Source organism: Streptomyces sp. bgisy100 (assembly GCF_057709105.1).
The window spans coordinates 92,311-109,913 of record NZ_JBYITE010000011.1 but is presented as its reverse complement, the minus strand read 5'-3'; the positions used below and the strand labels follow the sequence as shown (position 1 = coordinate 109,913).

Below are 17,603 nucleotides of genomic sequence, written 5' to 3'. Positions count from 1 at the left end.
GGCCGTGCCGGACGGGACCGGCGGTGCCGCTCTCCGGTCAGGAGTCGGTGGCGCGGCGGTCGGTGAGGGGGGACATGTCGGCGTGCGCGAGGAAGCTCAGCAGTCCCCGGTGGTCCGTCAGGGAGTGGCCCTCCGGGAGGTCCAGCAGCCGGGTCAGCACCGCCGCCGTGCGCTTGCCGGTGACCCCCACCACCGGGACCGGCGCACGCTCCACCGGACCGCGCAGGTCGACCATCCGGACGACGATGTCGTCGCGCTGGAAGATGGTGCTGCCCACGATGGGGTTCTCCGGGTCGTTCGCCCCCTGCTCCTCCTGGAGGGCGAGCAGCCGGGCCACCGCCATGCCGCAGCCGGGCTTGACCGGGTAGAGCAGGGCGTGCCGCTCGACGTCGGCCGGCTCGGCGGGGCCGGAGGCCACCCGGTGCACGGCCGGCAGGGCGGCCCGGGTGAAGAAGACCCGCGCGGAATCCGGGTCGGCGAGGTCCCGGTCCTGTTCGAGGTAGGGGTTGATCGCCTCCTCGACGGCCCGGACCTCGGGCTGCTGCGCCACATGGCGCAGCGCCGCGATCAGGTCGCCCTGCACCTCGACGGCCCGGACGACCCGGTTGCCGTGCAGGAACAGCGACGTACGCCGCAGGCTCGTGGTGTCGTCCACCCGGGCCGCGGGGGAGCGGTAGCCGGACAGGATCTCGGCGACCTTGCTCTCACTGCCGGGTTTCACGGTGAAGGTGAGGGCGTGCCGGACCACCCCGTCGCCGATCCGCGGAGTGGACTGGAGCCTGCTCCGCGGCGATTCGGGGGTGTGCACTCCTATCCCGGGCGTCTCGCGCAGGATGCTGAACCGCAGGGAGCGCGTGTCGCGCACGCAGCTGTGCAGCGGCTGCACCATCTCGACGTGCGCCTCGCTGTTCACCCAGGCCAGGAACGGCGGGGCGCTCTCCCACTCGCTGGTGATGAGCCACTGCGAGGGGTTCTCGATGGACTGGCAGAGCTGGTCGCTGATGTGGCCCGGGACGGAGGCCACCCGGCTGCGAAGGTGCTCGTACGCCTCGAGAAAGCGCTGCTGGGCGCCCTCGTGGATGTCCAGCAGCAGAATCACCCGAAGTCGGGAGCCGTCGAAGGCGGACTGCGAGACCTTCTCCGACACCTTCTCTGACAGCGTTGTCATATTCCACATCCTTTTCGCGCCGGGTTTCAGCCCCTGAGGTTCTGCGGTCACGTGCCGTGGGAGGGATGCGGGTGTGCGACCGGGCGCTGCGCCTGGTGGTCGGTACCCGCCCCATGGCCGGGCGGTGTCCCGGGAGCGTCGTCGCACCCGGGGACGCCGGCGCGATGCGGCCGGTCTCGGTGCCCGCAATCGATCGTCAGCCGGTCCCACGGATGGCGCGAGATGTGTGAGCCATACGAGTGAAAGCCCGAACGGAGCTTCGCTCGTCGGGCATGGACAGATGTGTACCCCGTTCGGGCGCCATGGCTTGGTGCAGGTCGGCAGGAGCTGGTGCAGATGAAGAACGCGAAGATCGACGACCGGGTGCCCGTGCTCATCGTGGGCGGCTCCCTGGTGGGTCTGTCCGCCTCCCTGTTCCTTGGGCGGCTGGGCGTACCGCACCTGCTGGTCGAGAAGCATGCCGGAACCTCGCACCACCCCCGCGGACGCGGGAACAACGTCCGCACGATGGAGCTGTTCCGGACGGCCGGTGCGGAGCAGGCGATCCGTGACGCCGCCTCCGTCCTGGCCGGCAACCACGGAATTCTGCAGGCCGGATCGCTCACCGGCGACGACCAGGAGTGGCTGTTCAAGGAGATCGACCCGGGCGGCGCCCTGGCCCGCTTCAGCCCGAGCGGCTGGTGCCTGTGCAGCCAGAACGACCTGGAGCCGGTGCTCGTCCGGCACGCCGGGACGAACGGCGGCGAGCTGCGCTTCGGCACTGAACTCCGCTCCTTCGAGCAGGACGCGGACGGGGTGCGGGCGGTGCTGCGCAACCGGGAGACCGGCGAGGAGCGCACCGTCCACGCCGACTACCTCGTCGCCGCCGACGGGCCCCGCAGCCCCGCCAGGGAACACCTCGGCATCGGACAGACCGGCCACGGCGACCTGTTCCACAACGTGAGCATCACCTTCCGCGCGCCCCGGCTCGCCGACGTGGTGGGCGACCGCCTCTTCATCGCCTGCTACCTGACCAACCCCGAGGCCGACGGCGCCCTCCTCCCGGTCGACAACCGGGAGCACTGGGTCTTCCACGCGCCCTGGCATCCCGAGCACGGGGAGCCCCTGGAGGACTTCACCGACGAGCGGTGCGTGGCCCACATCCGCACCGCCACCGGCGTGCCCGACCTGGAGGTCGAGATCACCGGCAAGGCCCCCTGGCACGCCGCGGAACGGGTCGCCGAGCGCTACCACTCGGGGCGGGTGTTCCTCGCCGGGGACTCCGCCCACGAGATGTCCCCGACCGGCGCGTTCGGCTCGAACACCGGTATCCAGGACGCCCACAACCTCGCCTGGAAGCTCGCCGCCGTCCTCGGCGGCTGGGCCGGCCGCGGGCTGCTCGACACCTATGGCGAGGAGCGGCAGCCGGTGGCGCGCGCCACGAGCGCCCGCGCCTCGGCCCGCTCCGCCGAGCACAGCCACCCCGGCTACGCCGCCGCGCCCGGCGCGGGCGGCGGCCGGCAGAGCGGCGTGCTGACCGTGGCCCTGGGCTACCGCTACCCCCGGGGCGCCGTCCTCGGCGTCGACCCCGACCTGCCGGTCGTCCCCGACCGGATGCAGCTGACGGGCGATCCGGGCACCCGCGCCCCGCACCTGTGGCTGCAGCGCTTCGGTACGCGGCTCTCCACCCTGGACCTCTACGAGCGGTCGTTCGTGCTGCTGAGCGGCGTCGAGAGCACCGCGTGGCACTCCGCCGCCAAGCGGGTCGCCGACGAGCTGGGCGTGCCCCTGGAGTCGCACCGCATCGGCAGCACCCAGGCCGGCGACCTGGCCACCGAGGACGGCGCCGACTGGGCGGAGCCGCACGGCGTCACACCGGGCGGCGCGGTCCTCGTCCGGCCGGACGGCTTCGTCGCCTGGCGGGCGACGGGCCCGGTCCCGGAGCCGGACCGGACCCTGCGCGACGTCATGACGGAGCTGCTGCGGCGGGACTGATCCGCAGGGATCTCTCTGCGAGGACCCCTGATTCGGTCAATTCAGTGTCACGCCCTGGCGCTCCGCGAGGTGGGGCGGCGCCTCGATGTCCCCGGTGAGGGTTGGATCTGCCTGGAGATCGCCCCAGTGTGTGTGAAGGGGGAGCACACCGGCCCAGAGCCCGAGTGCGGCGTCAGGGGTGTCGCCGTCGTCCGGGGCACCGGAGCGGATCTTCACGGACGCCTCGTCGAGGGAGAGAGCGAGCAAGGAGGTGGCGGCGAGCTCCTTGCGGGTGGGCTGTCGGGCGTAGTCCCACTGGCCGGGGGCCGCCTGTTCGGTGAGACAACGCAGGCCCGCCCACTGTTCGTCGGGGTCGGTGACGAGGCGAGGTGTACCGAAGATCATGGCGCTGCGGTAGTTGACGCCGTGCTCGAAGACGGACCGGGCGAGGACGAGGCCGTCGATATGGGTCACGGTGACGCACACGGTCGCTGTCGGCGAGGCGGCCAGACTCCGGCCGGCCACTGAGCCGTGGAAATAAAGGGTGTTGTCATCGGAGCCGTAGACGGTCGGCACGACCATCGGGTTGCCGTCGACGGTCACCCCGAAGTGGCAGACGAAACCCGCCGCCAGGATGGCATCGAGGTCTGCCCGGTCGAGGCTCCCTTGCTCGCGAAGCCGATGGTGGCGGGTGCGGTCCGTCCGGGACAGGGGGCGACTGGGGTCGAGCCGGCTCATGGCAGGGCCTTCCGTCGGTGTGGGTGAAGTGTGGGGATGAGGTTGGTGAGGCGGCCGATACGGGGTCGCGGAGCAACGCACGTATGCAGAAAGCGCATTGATCGGCTCGGCGATGGGTTGTGGCGCGGCCCGGTGGTGCGGAGTCGCTTTCGGCGCCGCCGCGAAGGTGGTCGCCGATGGGTGTCGGTGAGCGCACCGCGTGCCGCAGCCTACAGATTCCATCGCTAAGTTAATAGAGATCAACGAAATCCGTTGTTTCTGGACTTCGCTGCAACTGATTCCATGCCCTTGTTATTGGCCGGATCGACGTCAGGTCGCCGAACTCTGCTGCCTTCGAGGTTCGTTCTGCGATGCTGGAGGCCGATCGAGAGGGGCCGCAGCGATGCAGTGGAAGATCCACGGGGAACGTCCGATCTACGAGAACAGGTGGGTGAACCTGTGGCTCACCGATGTGGAGACGCCGGACGGGAACCGCTGGGAGCACCACGTCGTCAAGCTCCGGCACCTGGCCGTGGCCGCTGTGGTCAACGAGCGGCATGAGGTTCTGATGATGTGGCGGCACCGCTTCATCACGAACGCCTGGGCGTGGGAGCTGCCCATGGGCCTGGTCGAGGAGGGTGAGACGCCGGCCGACGCGGCTGCCCGTGAGGTTCTGGAGGAGACGGGCTGGCGTCCCGGTCCCGTCAAACCGCTGATCTACGCCGAGCCGGCCAACGGCATCACCGACTCCCAGCACCACCTCTTCCGCGCCGACGGCGCGACGTACGAGGGTCCGCCGACCGAGAAGAACGAGTCGGACCGAATCGAGTGGATCCCGTTGGCCGACGTGCGGGGCATGATCGACCGCCGCGAGATCGTCAGCAGCGGCTCCCTCGTCGGGCTGCTCTACGTGCTCATGGACGAGGCGATCCGCTGATCTCCCCTGGCAGCACCTCCCGGAGCCGAGCCTCGAACGCCACCGCGGCCGGCTCCCGGCGGAAGGGCTCCAACTGCTCGTAGAACTCGCGGAGGTGGCCGGAGACTCGTGGTGAGCTGACGGCCGCCGCCAGGGCCAAGGCGCCGGTGGCCGTGTGGCACGCCTCGTCGAGCTTCCCGCGCTGGAGCTGGGTGCGGGCGAGCCAGAAGGCGTGGAAGGCGCGGCCCCGGTGGTTCGATCGGTGTTCGCGGCGCAGGGCGTCCGCGATCAGCGGTTCGGCGAGGGCGGCTTCGCCCAGGCGGCCGTGTGCGATTCCGGTGTCCACTATCAGCTTCGGCTCGTCGAAGTACGCCACCCACGCCGGATCCGGATCGCCGGTGCTGGTGCGGCCGAACTGGGCGTGGGCTTCCGAGATCGCGCTATGAGTGCCGCTTTGGTTCCCGAGGGTGGCGTGGGCGAAGGCTTCGCGCATCGCGAGCATGGCGAGTACGCGGGGCGTTGCCCCCGCGGCGGCTCGGGCTTGGTCCTGGGCCGCCGTGACGAGGGCGAGGGCGTCCCCGGGCTTGTCCTGGTAGGTCGCTTGGAGGCTCATGCAGGCGAGGACGTTGGCCATGAATTGGCGGTCTTCCATGGCCTTCGCCATTCCGAGGGCTTCGGTGAAGTAGGCGCGTGCCTGGTTGTACTGGCGGGCGTCGAAGTACGTCCACCCAGTGAGCCGGGCCAGCTCGGCCGCGATGCCGTGCAGGCCGTTTCGCATCGGCGTGTGACGTTGCTCCTTGAGGAGATCAACGACGTAGCGGAGCTGACCGACGACCGCTGGCCGTAAGGTCTCGCCCCCGTGCTCGTCGTCCCGGCGCCAGTAGTCCGCGATCGACGAGCGCAGTGCATCCAGTGTCGAGGGGCTGAGGTCCCGCTCGGCCGCCAGGGCGAGGATGCTGTCCACGTCGGCCCCCGGCAGACCTGCGGCCAACTGCTCTTCGACCCGTGCCGGTTTCTCGGTCGGTGCTCGTGGCGCAACGGTCAGGTTCTGCGGGGTTTCCCATGCGCGCCGGGCCAGCCCGAGCATGTGTCCGGGGATGCGCAGCCCGTCCGCGATCCGCTCGATCACGTCCATGTGCAGGAGTTGCCGACGCCCGGCGATCACCTCGCCGACGCGGCTGGGGGTGAGGTCGCAGCGTCGCGCGATCATCGACGGGTAGATGCCTGCTCGGGCCTTGACCAGCTGAAAGATGCGGCCGAAGTCCCTGACCTGGCATGCCTCGATCATCACCGGGGCCGTGAGCAGGCTGACCGGGAGTTCCTTCGAGCGGGGTGGCTCCGGCATCGGACACGCTCCGGCTAGGACTACGGATCGCTGCACATGGTCAACCGTGGGTGATGTTACCCAAGTTGGGTAATCCGCTTGGCCTTTCTGCTCGAGCATGCGGATCGCGATGCTCTTGACCATGGCGAACGGACAGGACGACGTACGGATGAGGCTGCGGGTCTCGCGCAACAGCGGCCGCACCTGGGGGCCTCTCACGGAGGTACGCGTGGGCGAAGACCCGGTGCCCCCGAACAACCCCGGCAGTTTGCCACCGTGTGCGTGCCCCCGGTGCGCGGAGCGGAACTCTCGCAGCTCCCTCCGGACCGTGTCGTGATGGCGTGCGCGCACTGGCGGCGGCTGCCTCTGGGCCTGGCACGGGAAGCACGGGAGCGGTCGGCCTCCGGGTGGGTCGACAGTGCCGTGCAGTGCCAGCTGTCCGCGCATGTGGGCGGCGAGCACTTCGGCTTCCTCGATGACGTGGAACACGGCACCGCACTGTGGCTCCGCTGGCGCGGGACGACCGAGGTGGCCTTGGTCGTGCTCTCGGACTGCCCGGTGGCCGGCCCGGGGCCCGACAAGGAGGGCTGCTGCCTGTTCGCCGACCACTCCGAACAGCACACCTGGCAGGACACCGTGGAGGAGATCCCGTGCACCAGCTGATCGCGAGTCCGCCCACCCTGACCCGGCGCCCGCGCCCTCCTCTCAACGAGAGCTGCGGGGACTGCGGCGGCAGCGGCTCCAACTCGTCCGGCAAGACCTGCGGCAGCTGCGACGGGCTCGGCGAGATCTACTGCCGCGCCGACCGTCAGGACTCACGCACGCCGACCCATTCCATGATCTGGAAGGAGGGTCACTGATGGCCCATGCTCTGATCGCATCCCCGTTCCTTGACGGCCATCTACTCCTCAAGCCCGGAGCGAGAGCCGGAGCCCGCATCCCCATCGACCACTTCGAGGGTCTGCGACAGGCCGCCGCGGAGGGCGAGTCGCTGCCCGTCTGGGCGGTGCAGACCGCCGCCGACACGTGGGGCATCGACCTGAGCGACCGGTCCGCACAGGGCACGGTGCTGGTGCGCGAGCGGTCTCCGTACGGCTACTGCCGGGCCTCCTGGGAGATCAACCTGGGCTGCAACTTCGGCTGCAAGCACTGCTACCTCGGCGAGCGCCCCTTCTCCGGCCTCGGTTGGGAGGGCAAGGTGCGACTGCTGGACATCATGCGCGAGGCCGGTGTCCTCTGGCTGCAGATCACCGGCGGTGAGCCCACCATGGACCCGGACTTCCAGGGCGCTTACCGGTACGCCTGGCAGGCCGGATGATGCTCACTGTCTCCACCAACGGCTCGCTGCTCTGGCGGCCGGACCTCCTCAAGCTCTTCCGCGACTGCCCGCCCTACCGCCTGGTCGTCAGCATGTATGGCGCGAGCGAGGAGTCCTTCGACACGCTCACCCAGCGCCGCGGGGCATGGAAGGCGTTCCGGCGCGGGATGGACGCCGCACGCAAGGAGGGCCTGCCGCTGCGCATCAACGTCGTGGTGACCGAGGGCAACGCCTCCGAAGCAGACGAGATGGCCGCCCTCGCCGAGGAGTGGAACGTCGAGAACCACGCGTACACGAACATGACGCCCACCATCTATGGCGGCGGTGAGCCGCTCCTTGCCCAGTCCGCCGCCCATCTGCGGCAGCGCAAGCCGTTCGCCGGCTGCAACGCGGGACACACCTTCTTTCACGCCGATCCCCACGCCAAGGTGTCGATCTGCAAGGTCGGCCGGGACGACCAGATCGACCTCATGGCCGAAGGCATCGATGGCCTCACCCGGCTTGGCGCCATCGCCGATCGACTCATGCTTCGCACCGGAGGGTGCGAGGGCTGCGCCCTGTCCGGCACCTGCCGGGTTTGCCGCCCCCTGGCCAAGCACTATCAGGAGGCGAAGGCGCCGCTGCACAGCTACTGCCAACACGGAGACAAGGAGAACGCATCATGACGCCGCCTGTACTGGTGACCCTTCTGCCTGGCCCGCCGGCCTCGGCGCGCCGCGCGGCGCCGCCCGTCGCCGCCCTCTCGGTGACCACTGTCCCGGACCTGGACGACGTCGTGGAGAGCGCGGAGTGCTCCTGCGACGCCGGTGACGACAACCCCCACTGACCGACAGATCCGGTCGGTTCCGTTCAGGCCCTGGCGCGTTCGCGTCGGGGCCTGACCCCTGACCGGCCGACCGTTAGGGTGCCGCTCATGTTCTTCCGCTGGGACTGGCTCCGGCCCGTACTGACCGCGCCGATCGTGCCGACCCTCGGCCCCGTCCATCCAGATGCCCTGACTGTCGACATCTTCGAGGACACCTTGCGAGCGGCCGTCACAAGGGACTTCCTGCCCTACGACAAGGACCGGCGGTGGAGCGACGAGAAGGACGAGACGGTCCTCCGCGGCGACGTGGTGCACCAGCCCAAGCACACCCTGATCCCCACCCTGAACCGGCGCGGACGCGGCACCGTCAAGGTCTTCGCCTACGGACACCGCGCCGGCGTCGTCGATGAAGCCGCTGAGCTGGCCGTGAAACTCACCGTCGTGCACGACGCGGTTGATGCCCGCGTCGTGCACCCGCTCGGCCCCGAGGCCGGATCCCCGCGCGGCACCCGCATCCAACTCCAGGACTTCACCGCCCGCCCATGCCAAGACCCTGACGGCCCGGTTCGCCCCGTCACCGACTGGCCGGCGGCCGTGCAGGAGACCTTCGCTCCGTTCGCCGAGGCAATGGCGGGCGATGGCTTGGCCTTCCTCCACGCCCAGATACAGCTCGGCCGGTGCGGCCCGGTCCTCGTCGCCGCTGTCGAGAACCGCGTGGTGGGCGCGATCGGTCCCATGGAAGTACGCCCCGACGCAATCGGATGCCCTCAGCTCCTGCCCCAATACTTCGCCGTCCTGCCCGAGGCCCGAGGCCACGGATTGGGCCGCTTCCTATGGCGGGCCGCGATGCACTGGGGGCAGTCCCACGGCGCCGCCTACCAACTCCTACAGACCGAAGTTGGCGGCGCCTCCGACAGACTGTGCCAGTCCGAAGGGCTGATCTCTCTAGGCTTCAGCCACACCACCCGGGCGTAGCCGCCGGATCTGGGCCCGCCGACAGCCGAATACCGCCGACGACGGATGGCTCAGGGCTTGGCTGCACTGACTGGGAACTGGCCTGCATAGTGCGGCAGACGTGCATGGTTGCCACGCCCCGGCCCCCGTCCTCCCTACATCCACATGTCTCCCGGCCCCAACCGGCAGGCGCTGGGCTGTTCAGTTCCCGGCCCGCCCCCGGCGTCCCCGCCCTCCTCGCGCGGCGTTCCGCGGCCATGAGAGGCTGGCCTTCCGGGCCCGACCCGGACGAGCCCCGGACCGGCTCCGCCTCCTGCGGCGGCCGGCCGCAGGAGCCGTCCGGACGTCCGCGTTCCCGGTGTTCCGGCGTGCCGTCCCTCCGCCGGTCTCCTCCCCTCCCGGCCGCTCCGGTCCGCCCGGTGGCCGTCTCCTCCGTCACGGCACCTCGTCCCCGCATCCGGGGGCGTTCCGAGGTGCGAACCCTCCCCCTCCGCACGGTTCCTTGCGGTGCCCCGCCGACGCGCGGGCGCGCCGTCCGTGACGTGCCGCCCCCGGGCGGCGGGAGAGGTGTGACCGATGACGGTGCCGAGCAGTCGTGTGCTGCGGCGGCGGGCGTTCGCCGCGGTGTCCCTGGGGGTGTTCGCCGTTCAGCTGGACGCGTTCGCGCTCAATCCGGCCCTGCCCCGGATCGGCCGGGACTTCGGCATCGGGGGCGACGGGCTGTCCTGGGTGGTCGGCGCGTATCTGCTGGCGGCCGGTGCGCTGATGCCCGCTGCGGGCGGACTGGCGGACCGGTTCGGCCGGCGGAGGATGCTGGTGGCCGGGCTGACGCTCTTCGCGGCCGCGTCGGCCGGGGGCGGGCTCGCCCCGTCCCCGGTGACGCTGATCGTGGCCCGGGTCTTGCAGGGCGCGGGCGCGGCGCTGCTGATGACGGCGGGCCTGGCGCTGCTGACCACCGTCCATCCGCCGCGGCTCCGGCCACGCGCCACGGGAGGTGCGCTGGGCATCGCGGGCATCGCCACGGCCTGCGGCCCGGCGGTCGGCGGGGCACTCACCGAAGCGCTGTCCTGGCGGGCGGTGTTCTGGGCGGCCGTCCTGCCCGCGGCTGCCGCGGCGCTGCTCGCCCGCGGCCTGCCGGACTCCGGACACCTGCCGGAGCCCCGCGCCCTGCCGGAGCCCCGGCACCTGCCGCAGTCCCGCGACCCCGGACCGTCCCGGGGCGCCCGCCGCCGGCCGTTGGACCGGCTGGGCCCGGTCGCCGGTACGGCCGCGGTGGCGGCGCTTGCTGGAGCCCTCGACCGCGGACGGGCCCGGGGCTGGGCGTCCTGGGAGGCCGCCGCCCTGCTGGCCGTGGCCGTCATCCTGTCGGTCGTCCTGGTGCGCCGGGAGCGCACCGCGGCCCACCCGTGGGTGGACCCCGCACTCTTCCGGAACCGGCCCTACCTGGTGCTCACCGTGGCGGGTGCCGCCGCCAACACCGCGACCTGCGCCTTCCTGTTCGTGGTGCCCCAGCTCCTGGAGGAGGTGCAGGGGCTGTCCCCGACGGCCGCCGGAGCGGCGTTCCTGGCCCCGTCCGCGGCCATGGCCCTCGCGGGCCCGGTCGCCGGGCGGATCCCTCCGGCGCGGGCCGTCGCGGCGATGGCGGCGTGCCTGGCCACCGCGGCCGCCGCGCTGGTCCTGCTGCGCCCGGCCGGTGCGCTGCCGGGCCTCCTCGCCGCCGCCACGGTCTGCGGCGCGGCACTCGGGGTCGCCAACGCGCTGACCCTGACGGCCACGCAGGCGCTCGTCCCGCCGGAACGGGCGGGAGCGGCCTCCGGGGTGACGAAGAGCGCCGTCACGCTGGCCGCCGGGCTCGGCCTGCCGTCCGGCCCGGCCACGGACCCGGTGGCCGCCGGGACGGCACCGGCCTGGGCGCTCCTCGGATGTCTGCTCTGCGCCGCCGCGCTCGTCCGGCCGGCGGTCAGAGCCAGCCGTTGCGCCGGAACCCGCGGTGCATGGCGAAGCAGGCGACCACGATGACCACCAGCGCCAGCGGATAGCCGAACGTCCAGTGCTTCTCGGGCATGTAGTCGAAGTTCATGCCGTAGACGCCGCACACCATGGTCGGCACCGCGATGATCGCGGCCCAGGAAGTGATCTTGCGCATGTCCTCGTTCTGCGCCACCGTCACCTGGGCCAGATGGGCCTGCAGGATCGAGTTGAGCAGGTCGTCGAAGGACGAGATCTGCTCGTTGACCCGGGCCAAGTGGTCGCTGACGTCCCGGAAGTAGGTCTGGATGTCCGGGTCGACCAGCGGCCCCGGCCGGGTGGACAGGCTCTCCAGCGGGCGCCCCAGCGGGGCCACCGCCCGCTTGATCTCCAGGAGTTCCCGCTTGAGCTGATAGATCCGCCCCGCGTCGGTTCCGCTGGTGCGCTCCGCGGAGAACACCTCGGTCTCCACCGTGTCGATGTCGTCCTGGACGGCGGCGGTCACCTCGAGGTAGTCGTCGACCACATGGTCGGCGATGGCGTGCAGCACCGCCGAGGGGCCCTTGGAGAGCTGGTCGGGCGCGGCCTCCAGCCCCTCGCGGAGCGGCCCGAGCGAGCCGTGGCGGCCGTGCCGGACGGTGATGACGAAGTCGGGTCCGGTGAACACCATGATCTCGCCGGTCTCCACCACCTCGCTGGTCGCGGTCAGCTCGGCGTGGTCGACATAACAGAGGGTCTTGAAGACGGCGAACAGCGTGTCGTCGTAGTGCACCACCTTGGGCCGCTGATGGGCGTGGACCGCGTCCTCGACGGCCAGCGGGTGCAGCCCGAACAGCTCGGCGATCCCGGCGAACTGCTCCTCGGTGGGTTCGTGCAGGCCCAGCCAGACGAAGCCGTTCCCTGCCTTGCGCACCCGCTCGACCGCCTCCTCGGCCGGGCAGTCGCCCACCTGCCGCACCCCGTCCAGGTACACCACACAGTTCACGACCGCACTGCCGAGCGGCGAGCGGACCGGGTGGCTCAGGTCCACCTTCCGCCGGGCTGCGGGAAGGCGCACGGCCTTCCGTAGGGTGCGGATCATCGACATGCGCTGTGCTCCTCGTGCTCCTCCGGCCGGGCAGGGCGTGGTCCGGCTCCGGCGGACCCTACCCACGAAGGCGGTCCCGGGGACAGCTCGGCCTCAAGGCCGGCCACCGTCCGCCGTCCCGCCGGAGTCCTCCGAATCCCACCCGGAGGCCTCTCCCGGCGTGGCCCTCGTCACCCGCGGAGCGGAGCGGTCCGCAAGGCCGCCGGTCATACGAAGCCGCCCGTCGTACGAACTACACTGCACGATCATGAATTTGGGGGATTCGCTGGCCACCGGTCAGCGCTCACTGGGAGATCCGTCCGTCAGTTACCCGCTGTGGCCGCCGTTGACCAGCGGCTGCCCGCGGACCGGCACCGACGAGGTCGCCCACCCGGTCGAGGTGGACTACGCCTACGGCCGGGTGCCGCGGAACCTCTTCGACCGCGCGGCCGCGAGTTGCGTCCCCGCGGGCGGCGGTCTGGAACGCTGGGCGCCGCTGCTGCCTCCGCTGGCCGCCCCCGGCCTCGCCGAGGGCGGCACTCCGCTGGTGGACCTGGGCGACGGCGTCTACATCAAGGACGAGTCGCGCAATCCCACCTGGAGCCACAAGGACCGGCTGAACCGCTGCACCGCGAGCGCCGCGGTCGGGAGCGGCGCCGAGGGCATCGTGGTGGCCTCCTCCGGCAACCACGGCGCGTCCGCGGCGGCCTACGCGGCCCGCGCCGGTCTGCGCTGTGTGGTGCTGTGCTCCGCGGACGCGCCCCCGGCGGTGCGCTCCTTCCTGCAGGCCTACGGCGCCGTCGTGCTGCCCGTGCCGACGGAGGCCCGCTGGCCGCTGCTGCGGCGGATCGTCGACCGGCTCGGCTACCACCCGGTCAGTAACCTGACACCGCAGTCCCACACCGGACACGCCTTCGGCCCCGAGGGCTACAAGACCGTCGCCTACGAGATCTTCACCGAACTCGGCGTACCGCAAGCCGTGTTCGTGCCGACCGGGTACGGCGAGCTGCTGTTCGGCATCTGGAAGGGCTTCGCGGAGCTGGTACGGCTCGGCCTGGCCGACCGGACCCCGCGGGTGTACAGCTGCGAGCCCGCCGCCGGGGGACCGCTGCACGCCGCCCTCCGCGCGGGCCGCCCCGCCCTCACCGTCCCGTCGGGCCCGACCGGCGCCTACGCGATCGACTGCACCGTCGGCGGCGTCCGCGGCACCGTGGCCGTCCGGGAGAGCGGCGGCGACGCGCTGCTGGTCGACGACGCGGCCCTGACCGCCGCCCAGGCCGAGCTGTCCCGGTCGGGGCTGTGGCCGGAGCTGTCCGCCGCGGCCGGTCTCGCCGGGCTGCGCGGCCTGGGCGACCGGAGCGGCCCGGTGGTGTGCGTCTCCACCTCCAGCGGATTCAAGGACCGCGGGGTGGGCGAGGCAGCTGCCGAGCCCGTCGGCCCGGACTGGGACGCGGTGGCGGCGCGGCTGCGGAAGGCCGGCCTGCCGGTGTGAGCCCGGCCCCGGGACGGGACCGCGGCGCGAGCGGTCCCGCCGCCGGGGTGGCGTCCTGCCGGGTGCCGGGTGCCGGGTGCCGGGTGCCGGGTGCCGGGTGCCGGATCCCGGGTCCCGGTCTTGGGCTGCGGGATGCGCTCGGCACGGCCGGGCGCTCGTGATGCCTCCGGGCCCTGCGGCAGGACGGCCCCCGCTCCGGCCACTATCGTCGGCTGTACGAGGCGAACGGCACCGCACCGGCCGCCACCGCGGGCCGCCGAGCGGACCGCGCCCACCGGCCGAGGTGACGGACATGACCATCCGAACGGACACCATCCGGAAGAGCGGCGCGCTCCACTGGGAGCCCAGTGAGCGCTGGGTGCGCGGTACCAAGGGCGGGACCACGGTCGTCGACAGCCGCCATCCCGTCCTGGTCTGGCAACCGGACCTTCCGGTGCCGTGCTACACCTTCCCCGGGAGCGAGGTCCGCACCGACCTGCTGCGCGACGCCCGGCGGCCCGACACCGGTGCCCACTGCGGGGCGACGGTCTTCTACGACCTCCACCTCGACGGCGCGGTGACCGCGAACGCCGCCTGGACCTTCCCCGGGGAGGATCTGGCCGGGCACATCTCCTTCGAGTGGTTCGGCCGCGAGGTCCTGGACCACTGGTACGAGGAGGACGAGGAGATCTTCGTCCACCCCCGGGACCCGCACGCCCGGGTCGACCCGCTGCCCAGCAGCCGCCACGTCCGGGTGGAGATCGACGGGGTCCCGGTCGCCGAGACCCGCAGGCCGGTGCTCCTCTTCGAGACCGGCCTCCCGGTCCGCTACTACATTCCGCGCGAGGACGTCCGCTTCGATCTGCTCACCCCCACCGACCACCGCACCCGCTGCCCGTACAAGGGCGTCGCGCGGTACTGGTCCTGGTCCCGCGGCGGCCCCGGGCTGACCGATGTGGCCTGGACCTATCCGGAGCCCGTGGTCGCCGCGGGAGCAGTCCGGGACCTGGTGTGCTTCTACAACGAGGCCGTGGACCTCGTCGTCGACGGGGAGCGGCTGGAACGCCCGGTCACCGTCTTCAGCGGCCGGCGCCCCTGAACCGGCCACCGCCCCGCCGGGACCCCGCCGGCCACCGTCCTCACGCCGCCTCCCGGAGCCGCCGGTCCGCCGAGGGCAGCAGCTGTTCCGTCCAGATCGTCTTCCCGGACGGGGTGTAACGGGTGCCCCAGCGGTGCACGAGCTGCGCGACGATGAAGAGCCCCCGGCCGCCCTCGTCGTCACTCGCGCTGCGGCGGAGGTTGGGCGAGCTGTGCCCGCCGTCCGAGACCTCGCAGATCAGGGTCCGGTCCCGGACGAGCCGCAGCCGGACCGGCCCGCCGGCGTGCCGGATGGCGTTGGTGACCAGCTCGCTCACGACCAGCTCCGTGGTGAACGCCAGCTCCTCCAGCCCCCACTCCGTGAGCTTGGCCGTCGTCCGGTCGCGCGCCTGCGCGACCGCCGCCGGGTCGGCGGGCAGCTCCCGCTCGGCGACCTGGCCGCTGCCCAGCGCGCGGGTGCGGACCAGGAGGAGGGCCGCGTCGTCCGCCGTCGGTCCGTCCGGGAGGAGCGTCTCCAGCGTCCGGTCGCACAGCGCGTCCAGTGAGCTCTCCCGTTCGGACAGCACCCCCTTGAGCCGGTTCAGCCCGTCGTCCACATCACGGCCGTACGTCCGGACCAGGCCGTCGGTGAACAGCGCGATGAGGCTGCCCTCGGGCAGTTCGGTCTCCAGGCTCTCGAAGGGCAGGCCGCCCAGGCCCAGCGGCGGCCCCGCCGGGACGTCCGGCAGGTGGAAGCCCCCGTCGCGGTCGACGACGGCGGGTGGCAGATGCCCCGCGCGGGCCATGGTGCACCGCCGGGACACCGGGTCGTAGACGGCGTACAGGCAGGTCACCCCGGTGTCCTCGGCGGGACCGGGGGAGCCGGGCGGCTGCGCCGCCGGTTCCTCGGTGGACTGGACGAAGAGGTCGTCCAGGCGGGCCAGCAGCTCGTCGGGGGCGAGGTCCAGCCGGGCCAGGGCCCGGGCCGTGGTCCGCAGACCGCCCATCGTGGCCGCCGCGTGCATGCCGCGGCCCACCACGTCACCGACGATCAGCCCGACCCGGGTCCCGGACAGCGGGATCACGTCGAACCAGTCGCCCCCCACCCCCATCAGGTCGTCGCTGGGCAGATAGCGGTAGGCCGCCTCGACCGCCGACTGCGGCGGCAGGTGCTGCGGCAGCAGATCGCGCTGCAGCGTGACGGCCGCGGTGTGCTCCCGGGTGTAGCGGCGGCCGTTGTCGATGCACACCGCGGTGCGGGCCACCAACTCGTCGGCGAGGATCAGCTCACCGCTGTCGAACGGGGCCGAACCCGCCCCGCGCCCCAGCGTGACCAGCCCCAGGGTGGTGCCGCGGGCGCGCATCGGCACGACGAGACAGGACGGCGTCCCCGCCGCCGCCCCCGCTTCCTCCGGACTTCCGGCGTCCTCCAGCGGCCCGGCCTCCTCCGCTCTCCCGGTCCCCTCTGCCTTCCCGGTCCCCTCCGCCGCGCCGGTCCGCGCCTCCGCCCCCGGCCCGTCCGCCGTCGCGGCCCCGCCTGTGGGACGAGCCCCCTCCACCGCCGCCTGCGCGCCGCCCGCGCCCTCCGCGCCGTTCTCCAGAACGGCCCGCCCCGAGGTGAGGCCGCGGGCCTGCGGGGACGCCGCGGGGTAGCTGACGGGACGCGCCGCCGGCTCCCCGGCCCCGACCTCCCCGTCACCGGTCACCCCGCTCCCGTCCCCGCCCGCCGCGTACCAGCCCCCTGCGCTCCCGCGCTCCCCGTCCGGCGGCGCCGACCGCTCGGCGACGCGGACCAGGGTCCGTACGGGCCCGTCCCCCGGGTGCGGCTCCTCGCCCTGCAGCACGCCTTCGAGCAGGTCGACCGCGACGGAGTCGGCGAACCGGGGCACGGCCACCTCGGTGATCTCCCGGGCCGTGGCCGTCATGTCCAGCGTCGTCCCGATCCGGCTTCCGGCCCGGACCATCAGGTCCAGCCGTTCCTGGTCGCGGTAGCGGTCGGTGATGTCGACCCCGTCCTCGCACACCCCCAGCGGCTGGTCGTGTGCGTCCTGCAGCCGGTAGTAGGAGCACGACCAGACGTGGCGGTGGTCCGGGTCGTTGGGCGGGCGGCCCCGGAAGAGGAGGTTGAGGACGGGCTCGCCGGTGGCCAGGACGTAGCGCATCACCAGCTCGAGCGTGGGCGGGTACTCCTCGGACAGCACCTCACCACCCGGGTACAGCTCGCCCGCGTGCATCCCCACGCAGTCCCCGAACGGCACCCCGAGCTCCCGGCCGGAGGCGGCGTTCGCCCACTCCAGCCGCAGATCGGTGTCGTAGATGGCCAGTCCGATGGGCGACCGGGTGGCCAGACCGTGCAGCATCGCCTGGCGGGCGTCCCAGTGGCGCAGCGAGCCCAGCTCGGTGGCGACCAGGATCTGTGCGGGGCCCGCTCCCGCGTCGGCGAGTGCGCAGAGGGTGGTGGCGACCGTCAGCACATGGCCGTCGTGGTGGCGGGCGACCCGGCCCTCGGTGCGGCACATCGGACCGACACGTCCGCCGGGTGCCGGTTCCAGCGCCAGCCGCCCCACCAGCACGGTGTCGAGCGGCTGTCCCAGGATCTCATGGGGCGGGTAGCCGAGCAGTTCCTCGGCCGCGGGACTCCACCCGATGACCACGTCCTGGCCGTCCAGTACCGCCGTGGCCGCCCTCGTGACATCGAGGGGGCCGCGGAAATCGATGCTTTCGGCCGCATTCCATGCACTCATGGCACCAGCTCAGCCCGGGTTCGTTACTAACAGAATCGATCCGGACGGAGAGGGACACAAGCGGTGACGATAATCCGACTGTGATACTGGGGTCAGTACGTCTGTGCGTGTCCCTGGGGGGG

At 72.3% G+C, this 17,603-nt stretch carries 14 protein-coding genes and 1 pseudogene; 10 read left to right on the top strand and 5 right to left on the bottom strand.

Annotation, left to right across the window (positions count from 1 at the left end):
* Window positions 1-37 precede the first annotated feature (37 nt).
* Window positions 38-1,168 (bottom strand): SchA/CurD-like domain-containing protein, encoded by a 1,131-nt coding sequence (locus AC3EQ1_RS10505; protein ID WP_432094044.1) that lies wholly within the window; start codon window positions 1,166-1,168, stop codon window positions 38-40.
* A gap of 336 nt (window positions 1,169-1,504) precedes the next feature.
* Here AC3EQ1_RS10505 and AC3EQ1_RS10500 point away from each other — a divergent pair, with 336 nt between their 5' ends.
* Complete coding sequence (locus AC3EQ1_RS10500) at window positions 1,505-3,142, top strand: FAD-dependent oxidoreductase (RefSeq protein WP_432094043.1); 1,638 nt, start codon at window positions 1,505-1,507, stop codon at window positions 3,140-3,142.
* Between the two features lie 36 nt (window positions 3,143-3,178).
* Here the strand turns inward: AC3EQ1_RS10500 and AC3EQ1_RS10495 are convergent, their stop codons facing one another.
* Window positions 3,179-3,859, bottom strand: coding sequence for a pyridoxamine 5'-phosphate oxidase family protein (locus AC3EQ1_RS10495; RefSeq protein ID WP_432094042.1), 681 nt, complete (start codon window positions 3,857-3,859; stop codon window positions 3,179-3,181).
* 382 nt (window positions 3,860-4,241) lie between these two features.
* On the opposite strand from AC3EQ1_RS10495, the gene AC3EQ1_RS10490 reads away from it, so the two are divergent.
* A complete protein-coding gene (locus AC3EQ1_RS10490; protein WP_432094041.1) occupies window positions 4,242-4,775 on the top strand; it encodes an NUDIX hydrolase in 534 nt (177 codons plus the stop codon).
* Here AC3EQ1_RS10490 and AC3EQ1_RS10485 read toward each other — a convergent pair.
* Window positions 4,753-6,099, bottom strand: coding sequence for an NsdA family TPR-like regulatory protein (locus AC3EQ1_RS10485; protein ID WP_432094040.1), 1,347 nt, complete (start codon window positions 6,097-6,099; stop codon window positions 4,753-4,755). The two genes, AC3EQ1_RS10490 and AC3EQ1_RS10485, sit on opposite strands and share 23 nt — an antisense overlap.
* A 315-nt stretch (window positions 6,100-6,414) precedes the next feature.
* On the opposite strand from AC3EQ1_RS10485, the gene AC3EQ1_RS10480 reads away from it, so the two are divergent.
* The 6 genes and pseudogenes from AC3EQ1_RS10480 to AC3EQ1_RS10455 all read left to right on the top strand — a co-directional run bounded on the left by AC3EQ1_RS10480 (window position 6,415) and on the right by AC3EQ1_RS10455 (window position 11,174).
* On the top strand, window positions 6,415-6,741 hold the full coding sequence (locus AC3EQ1_RS10480; RefSeq protein ID WP_432094039.1) for a hypothetical protein: 327 nt from the start codon (window positions 6,415-6,417) through the stop codon (window positions 6,739-6,741).
* Window positions 6,729-6,938 carry a hypothetical protein gene (locus AC3EQ1_RS10475; protein ID WP_432094038.1) on the top strand — a complete coding sequence of 70 codons (210 nt, stop codon included), beginning with the start codon at window positions 6,729-6,731 and terminating at the stop codon, window positions 6,936-6,938. The genes AC3EQ1_RS10480 and AC3EQ1_RS10475 overlap by 13 nt, the downstream gene beginning before the upstream one ends.
* Window positions 6,938-8,061, top strand: a pseudogene (locus AC3EQ1_RS10470) (radical SAM protein). The gene AC3EQ1_RS10475 and the pseudogene AC3EQ1_RS10470 overlap by 1 nt, the downstream one beginning before the upstream one ends.
* Window positions 8,058-8,222 (top strand): hypothetical protein, encoded by a 165-nt coding sequence (locus AC3EQ1_RS10465; RefSeq protein ID WP_432094037.1) that lies wholly within the window; start codon window positions 8,058-8,060, stop codon window positions 8,220-8,222. Before AC3EQ1_RS10470 ends, AC3EQ1_RS10465 begins: the two are co-directional and overlap by 4 nt.
* Window positions 8,223-8,309: 87 nt before the next feature.
* Window positions 8,310-9,176 carry a GNAT family N-acetyltransferase gene (locus AC3EQ1_RS10460; RefSeq protein ID WP_432094036.1) on the top strand — a complete coding sequence of 289 codons (867 nt, stop codon included), beginning with the start codon at window positions 8,310-8,312 and terminating at the stop codon, window positions 9,174-9,176.
* 555 nt (window positions 9,177-9,731) lie between these two features.
* A complete protein-coding gene (locus AC3EQ1_RS10455; RefSeq protein WP_432094035.1) occupies window positions 9,732-11,174 on the top strand; it encodes an MFS transporter in 1,443 nt (480 codons plus the stop codon).
* Here the strand turns inward: AC3EQ1_RS10455 and corA are convergent.
* A complete protein-coding gene (corA, locus tag AC3EQ1_RS10450; protein ID WP_432094034.1) occupies window positions 11,116-12,210 on the bottom strand; it encodes a magnesium/cobalt transporter CorA in 1,095 nt (364 codons plus the stop codon). The two genes, AC3EQ1_RS10455 and corA, sit on opposite strands and share 59 nt — an antisense overlap.
* Before the next feature lie 247 nt (window positions 12,211-12,457).
* On the opposite strand from corA, the gene AC3EQ1_RS10445 reads away from it, so the two are divergent.
* Both AC3EQ1_RS10445 and AC3EQ1_RS10440 read left to right on the top strand, forming a co-directional pair.
* Window positions 12,458-13,681: a threonine synthase gene (locus tag AC3EQ1_RS10445; protein WP_432094033.1), complete on the top strand. Its 1,224-nt coding sequence runs from the start codon at window positions 12,458-12,460 to the stop codon at window positions 13,679-13,681.
* A 292-nt stretch (window positions 13,682-13,973) separates the two neighbouring features.
* A complete protein-coding gene (locus tag AC3EQ1_RS10440) occupies window positions 13,974-14,759 on the top strand; it encodes a DUF427 domain-containing protein (protein ID WP_432094032.1) in 786 nt (261 codons plus the stop codon).
* 40 nt (window positions 14,760-14,799) lie between these two features.
* Here AC3EQ1_RS10440 and AC3EQ1_RS10435 read toward each other — a convergent pair whose 3' ends face one another.
* Window positions 14,800-17,481: a SpoIIE family protein phosphatase gene (locus AC3EQ1_RS10435; protein ID WP_432094031.1), complete on the bottom strand. Its 2,682-nt coding sequence runs from the start codon at window positions 17,479-17,481 to the stop codon at window positions 14,800-14,802.
* Between the last annotated feature and the right edge of the window lie 122 nt (window positions 17,482-17,603).

Coding starts and splice junctions, on each gene's coding strand:
- AC3EQ1_RS10505 (WP_432094044.1), bottom strand. CDS start 1,168: ATGACAACGCTGTCAGAGAAGGTGTCGGAGAAGGTCTCGCAGTCCGCC.
- AC3EQ1_RS10500 (WP_432094043.1), top strand. CDS start 1,505: ATGAAGAACGCGAAGATCGACGACCGGGTGCCCGTGCTCATCGTGGGC.
- AC3EQ1_RS10495 (WP_432094042.1), bottom strand. CDS start 3,859: ATGAGCCGGCTCGACCCCAGTCGCCCCCTGTCCCGGACGGACCGCACC.
- AC3EQ1_RS10490 (WP_432094041.1), top strand. CDS start 4,242: ATGCAGTGGAAGATCCACGGGGAACGTCCGATCTACGAGAACAGGTGG.
- AC3EQ1_RS10485 (WP_432094040.1), bottom strand. CDS start 6,099: ATGCCGGAGCCACCCCGCTCGAAGGAACTCCCGGTCAGCCTGCTCACG.
- AC3EQ1_RS10480 (WP_432094039.1), top strand. CDS start 6,415: ATGGCGTGCGCGCACTGGCGGCGGCTGCCTCTGGGCCTGGCACGGGAA.
- AC3EQ1_RS10465 (WP_432094037.1), top strand. CDS start 8,058: ATGACGCCGCCTGTACTGGTGACCCTTCTGCCTGGCCCGCCGGCCTCG.
- AC3EQ1_RS10460 (WP_432094036.1), top strand. CDS start 8,310: ATGTTCTTCCGCTGGGACTGGCTCCGGCCCGTACTGACCGCGCCGATC.
- AC3EQ1_RS10455 (WP_432094035.1), top strand. CDS start 9,732: ATGACGGTGCCGAGCAGTCGTGTGCTGCGGCGGCGGGCGTTCGCCGCG.
- corA (WP_432094034.1), bottom strand. CDS start 12,210: ATGTCGATGATCCGCACCCTACGGAAGGCCGTGCGCCTTCCCGCAGCC.
- AC3EQ1_RS10445 (WP_432094033.1), top strand. CDS start 12,458: ATGAATTTGGGGGATTCGCTGGCCACCGGTCAGCGCTCACTGGGAGAT.
- AC3EQ1_RS10440 (WP_432094032.1), top strand. CDS start 13,974: ATGACCATCCGAACGGACACCATCCGGAAGAGCGGCGCGCTCCACTGG.
- AC3EQ1_RS10435 (WP_432094031.1), bottom strand. CDS start 17,481: ATGAGTGCATGGAATGCGGCCGAAAGCATCGATTTCCGCGGCCCCCTC.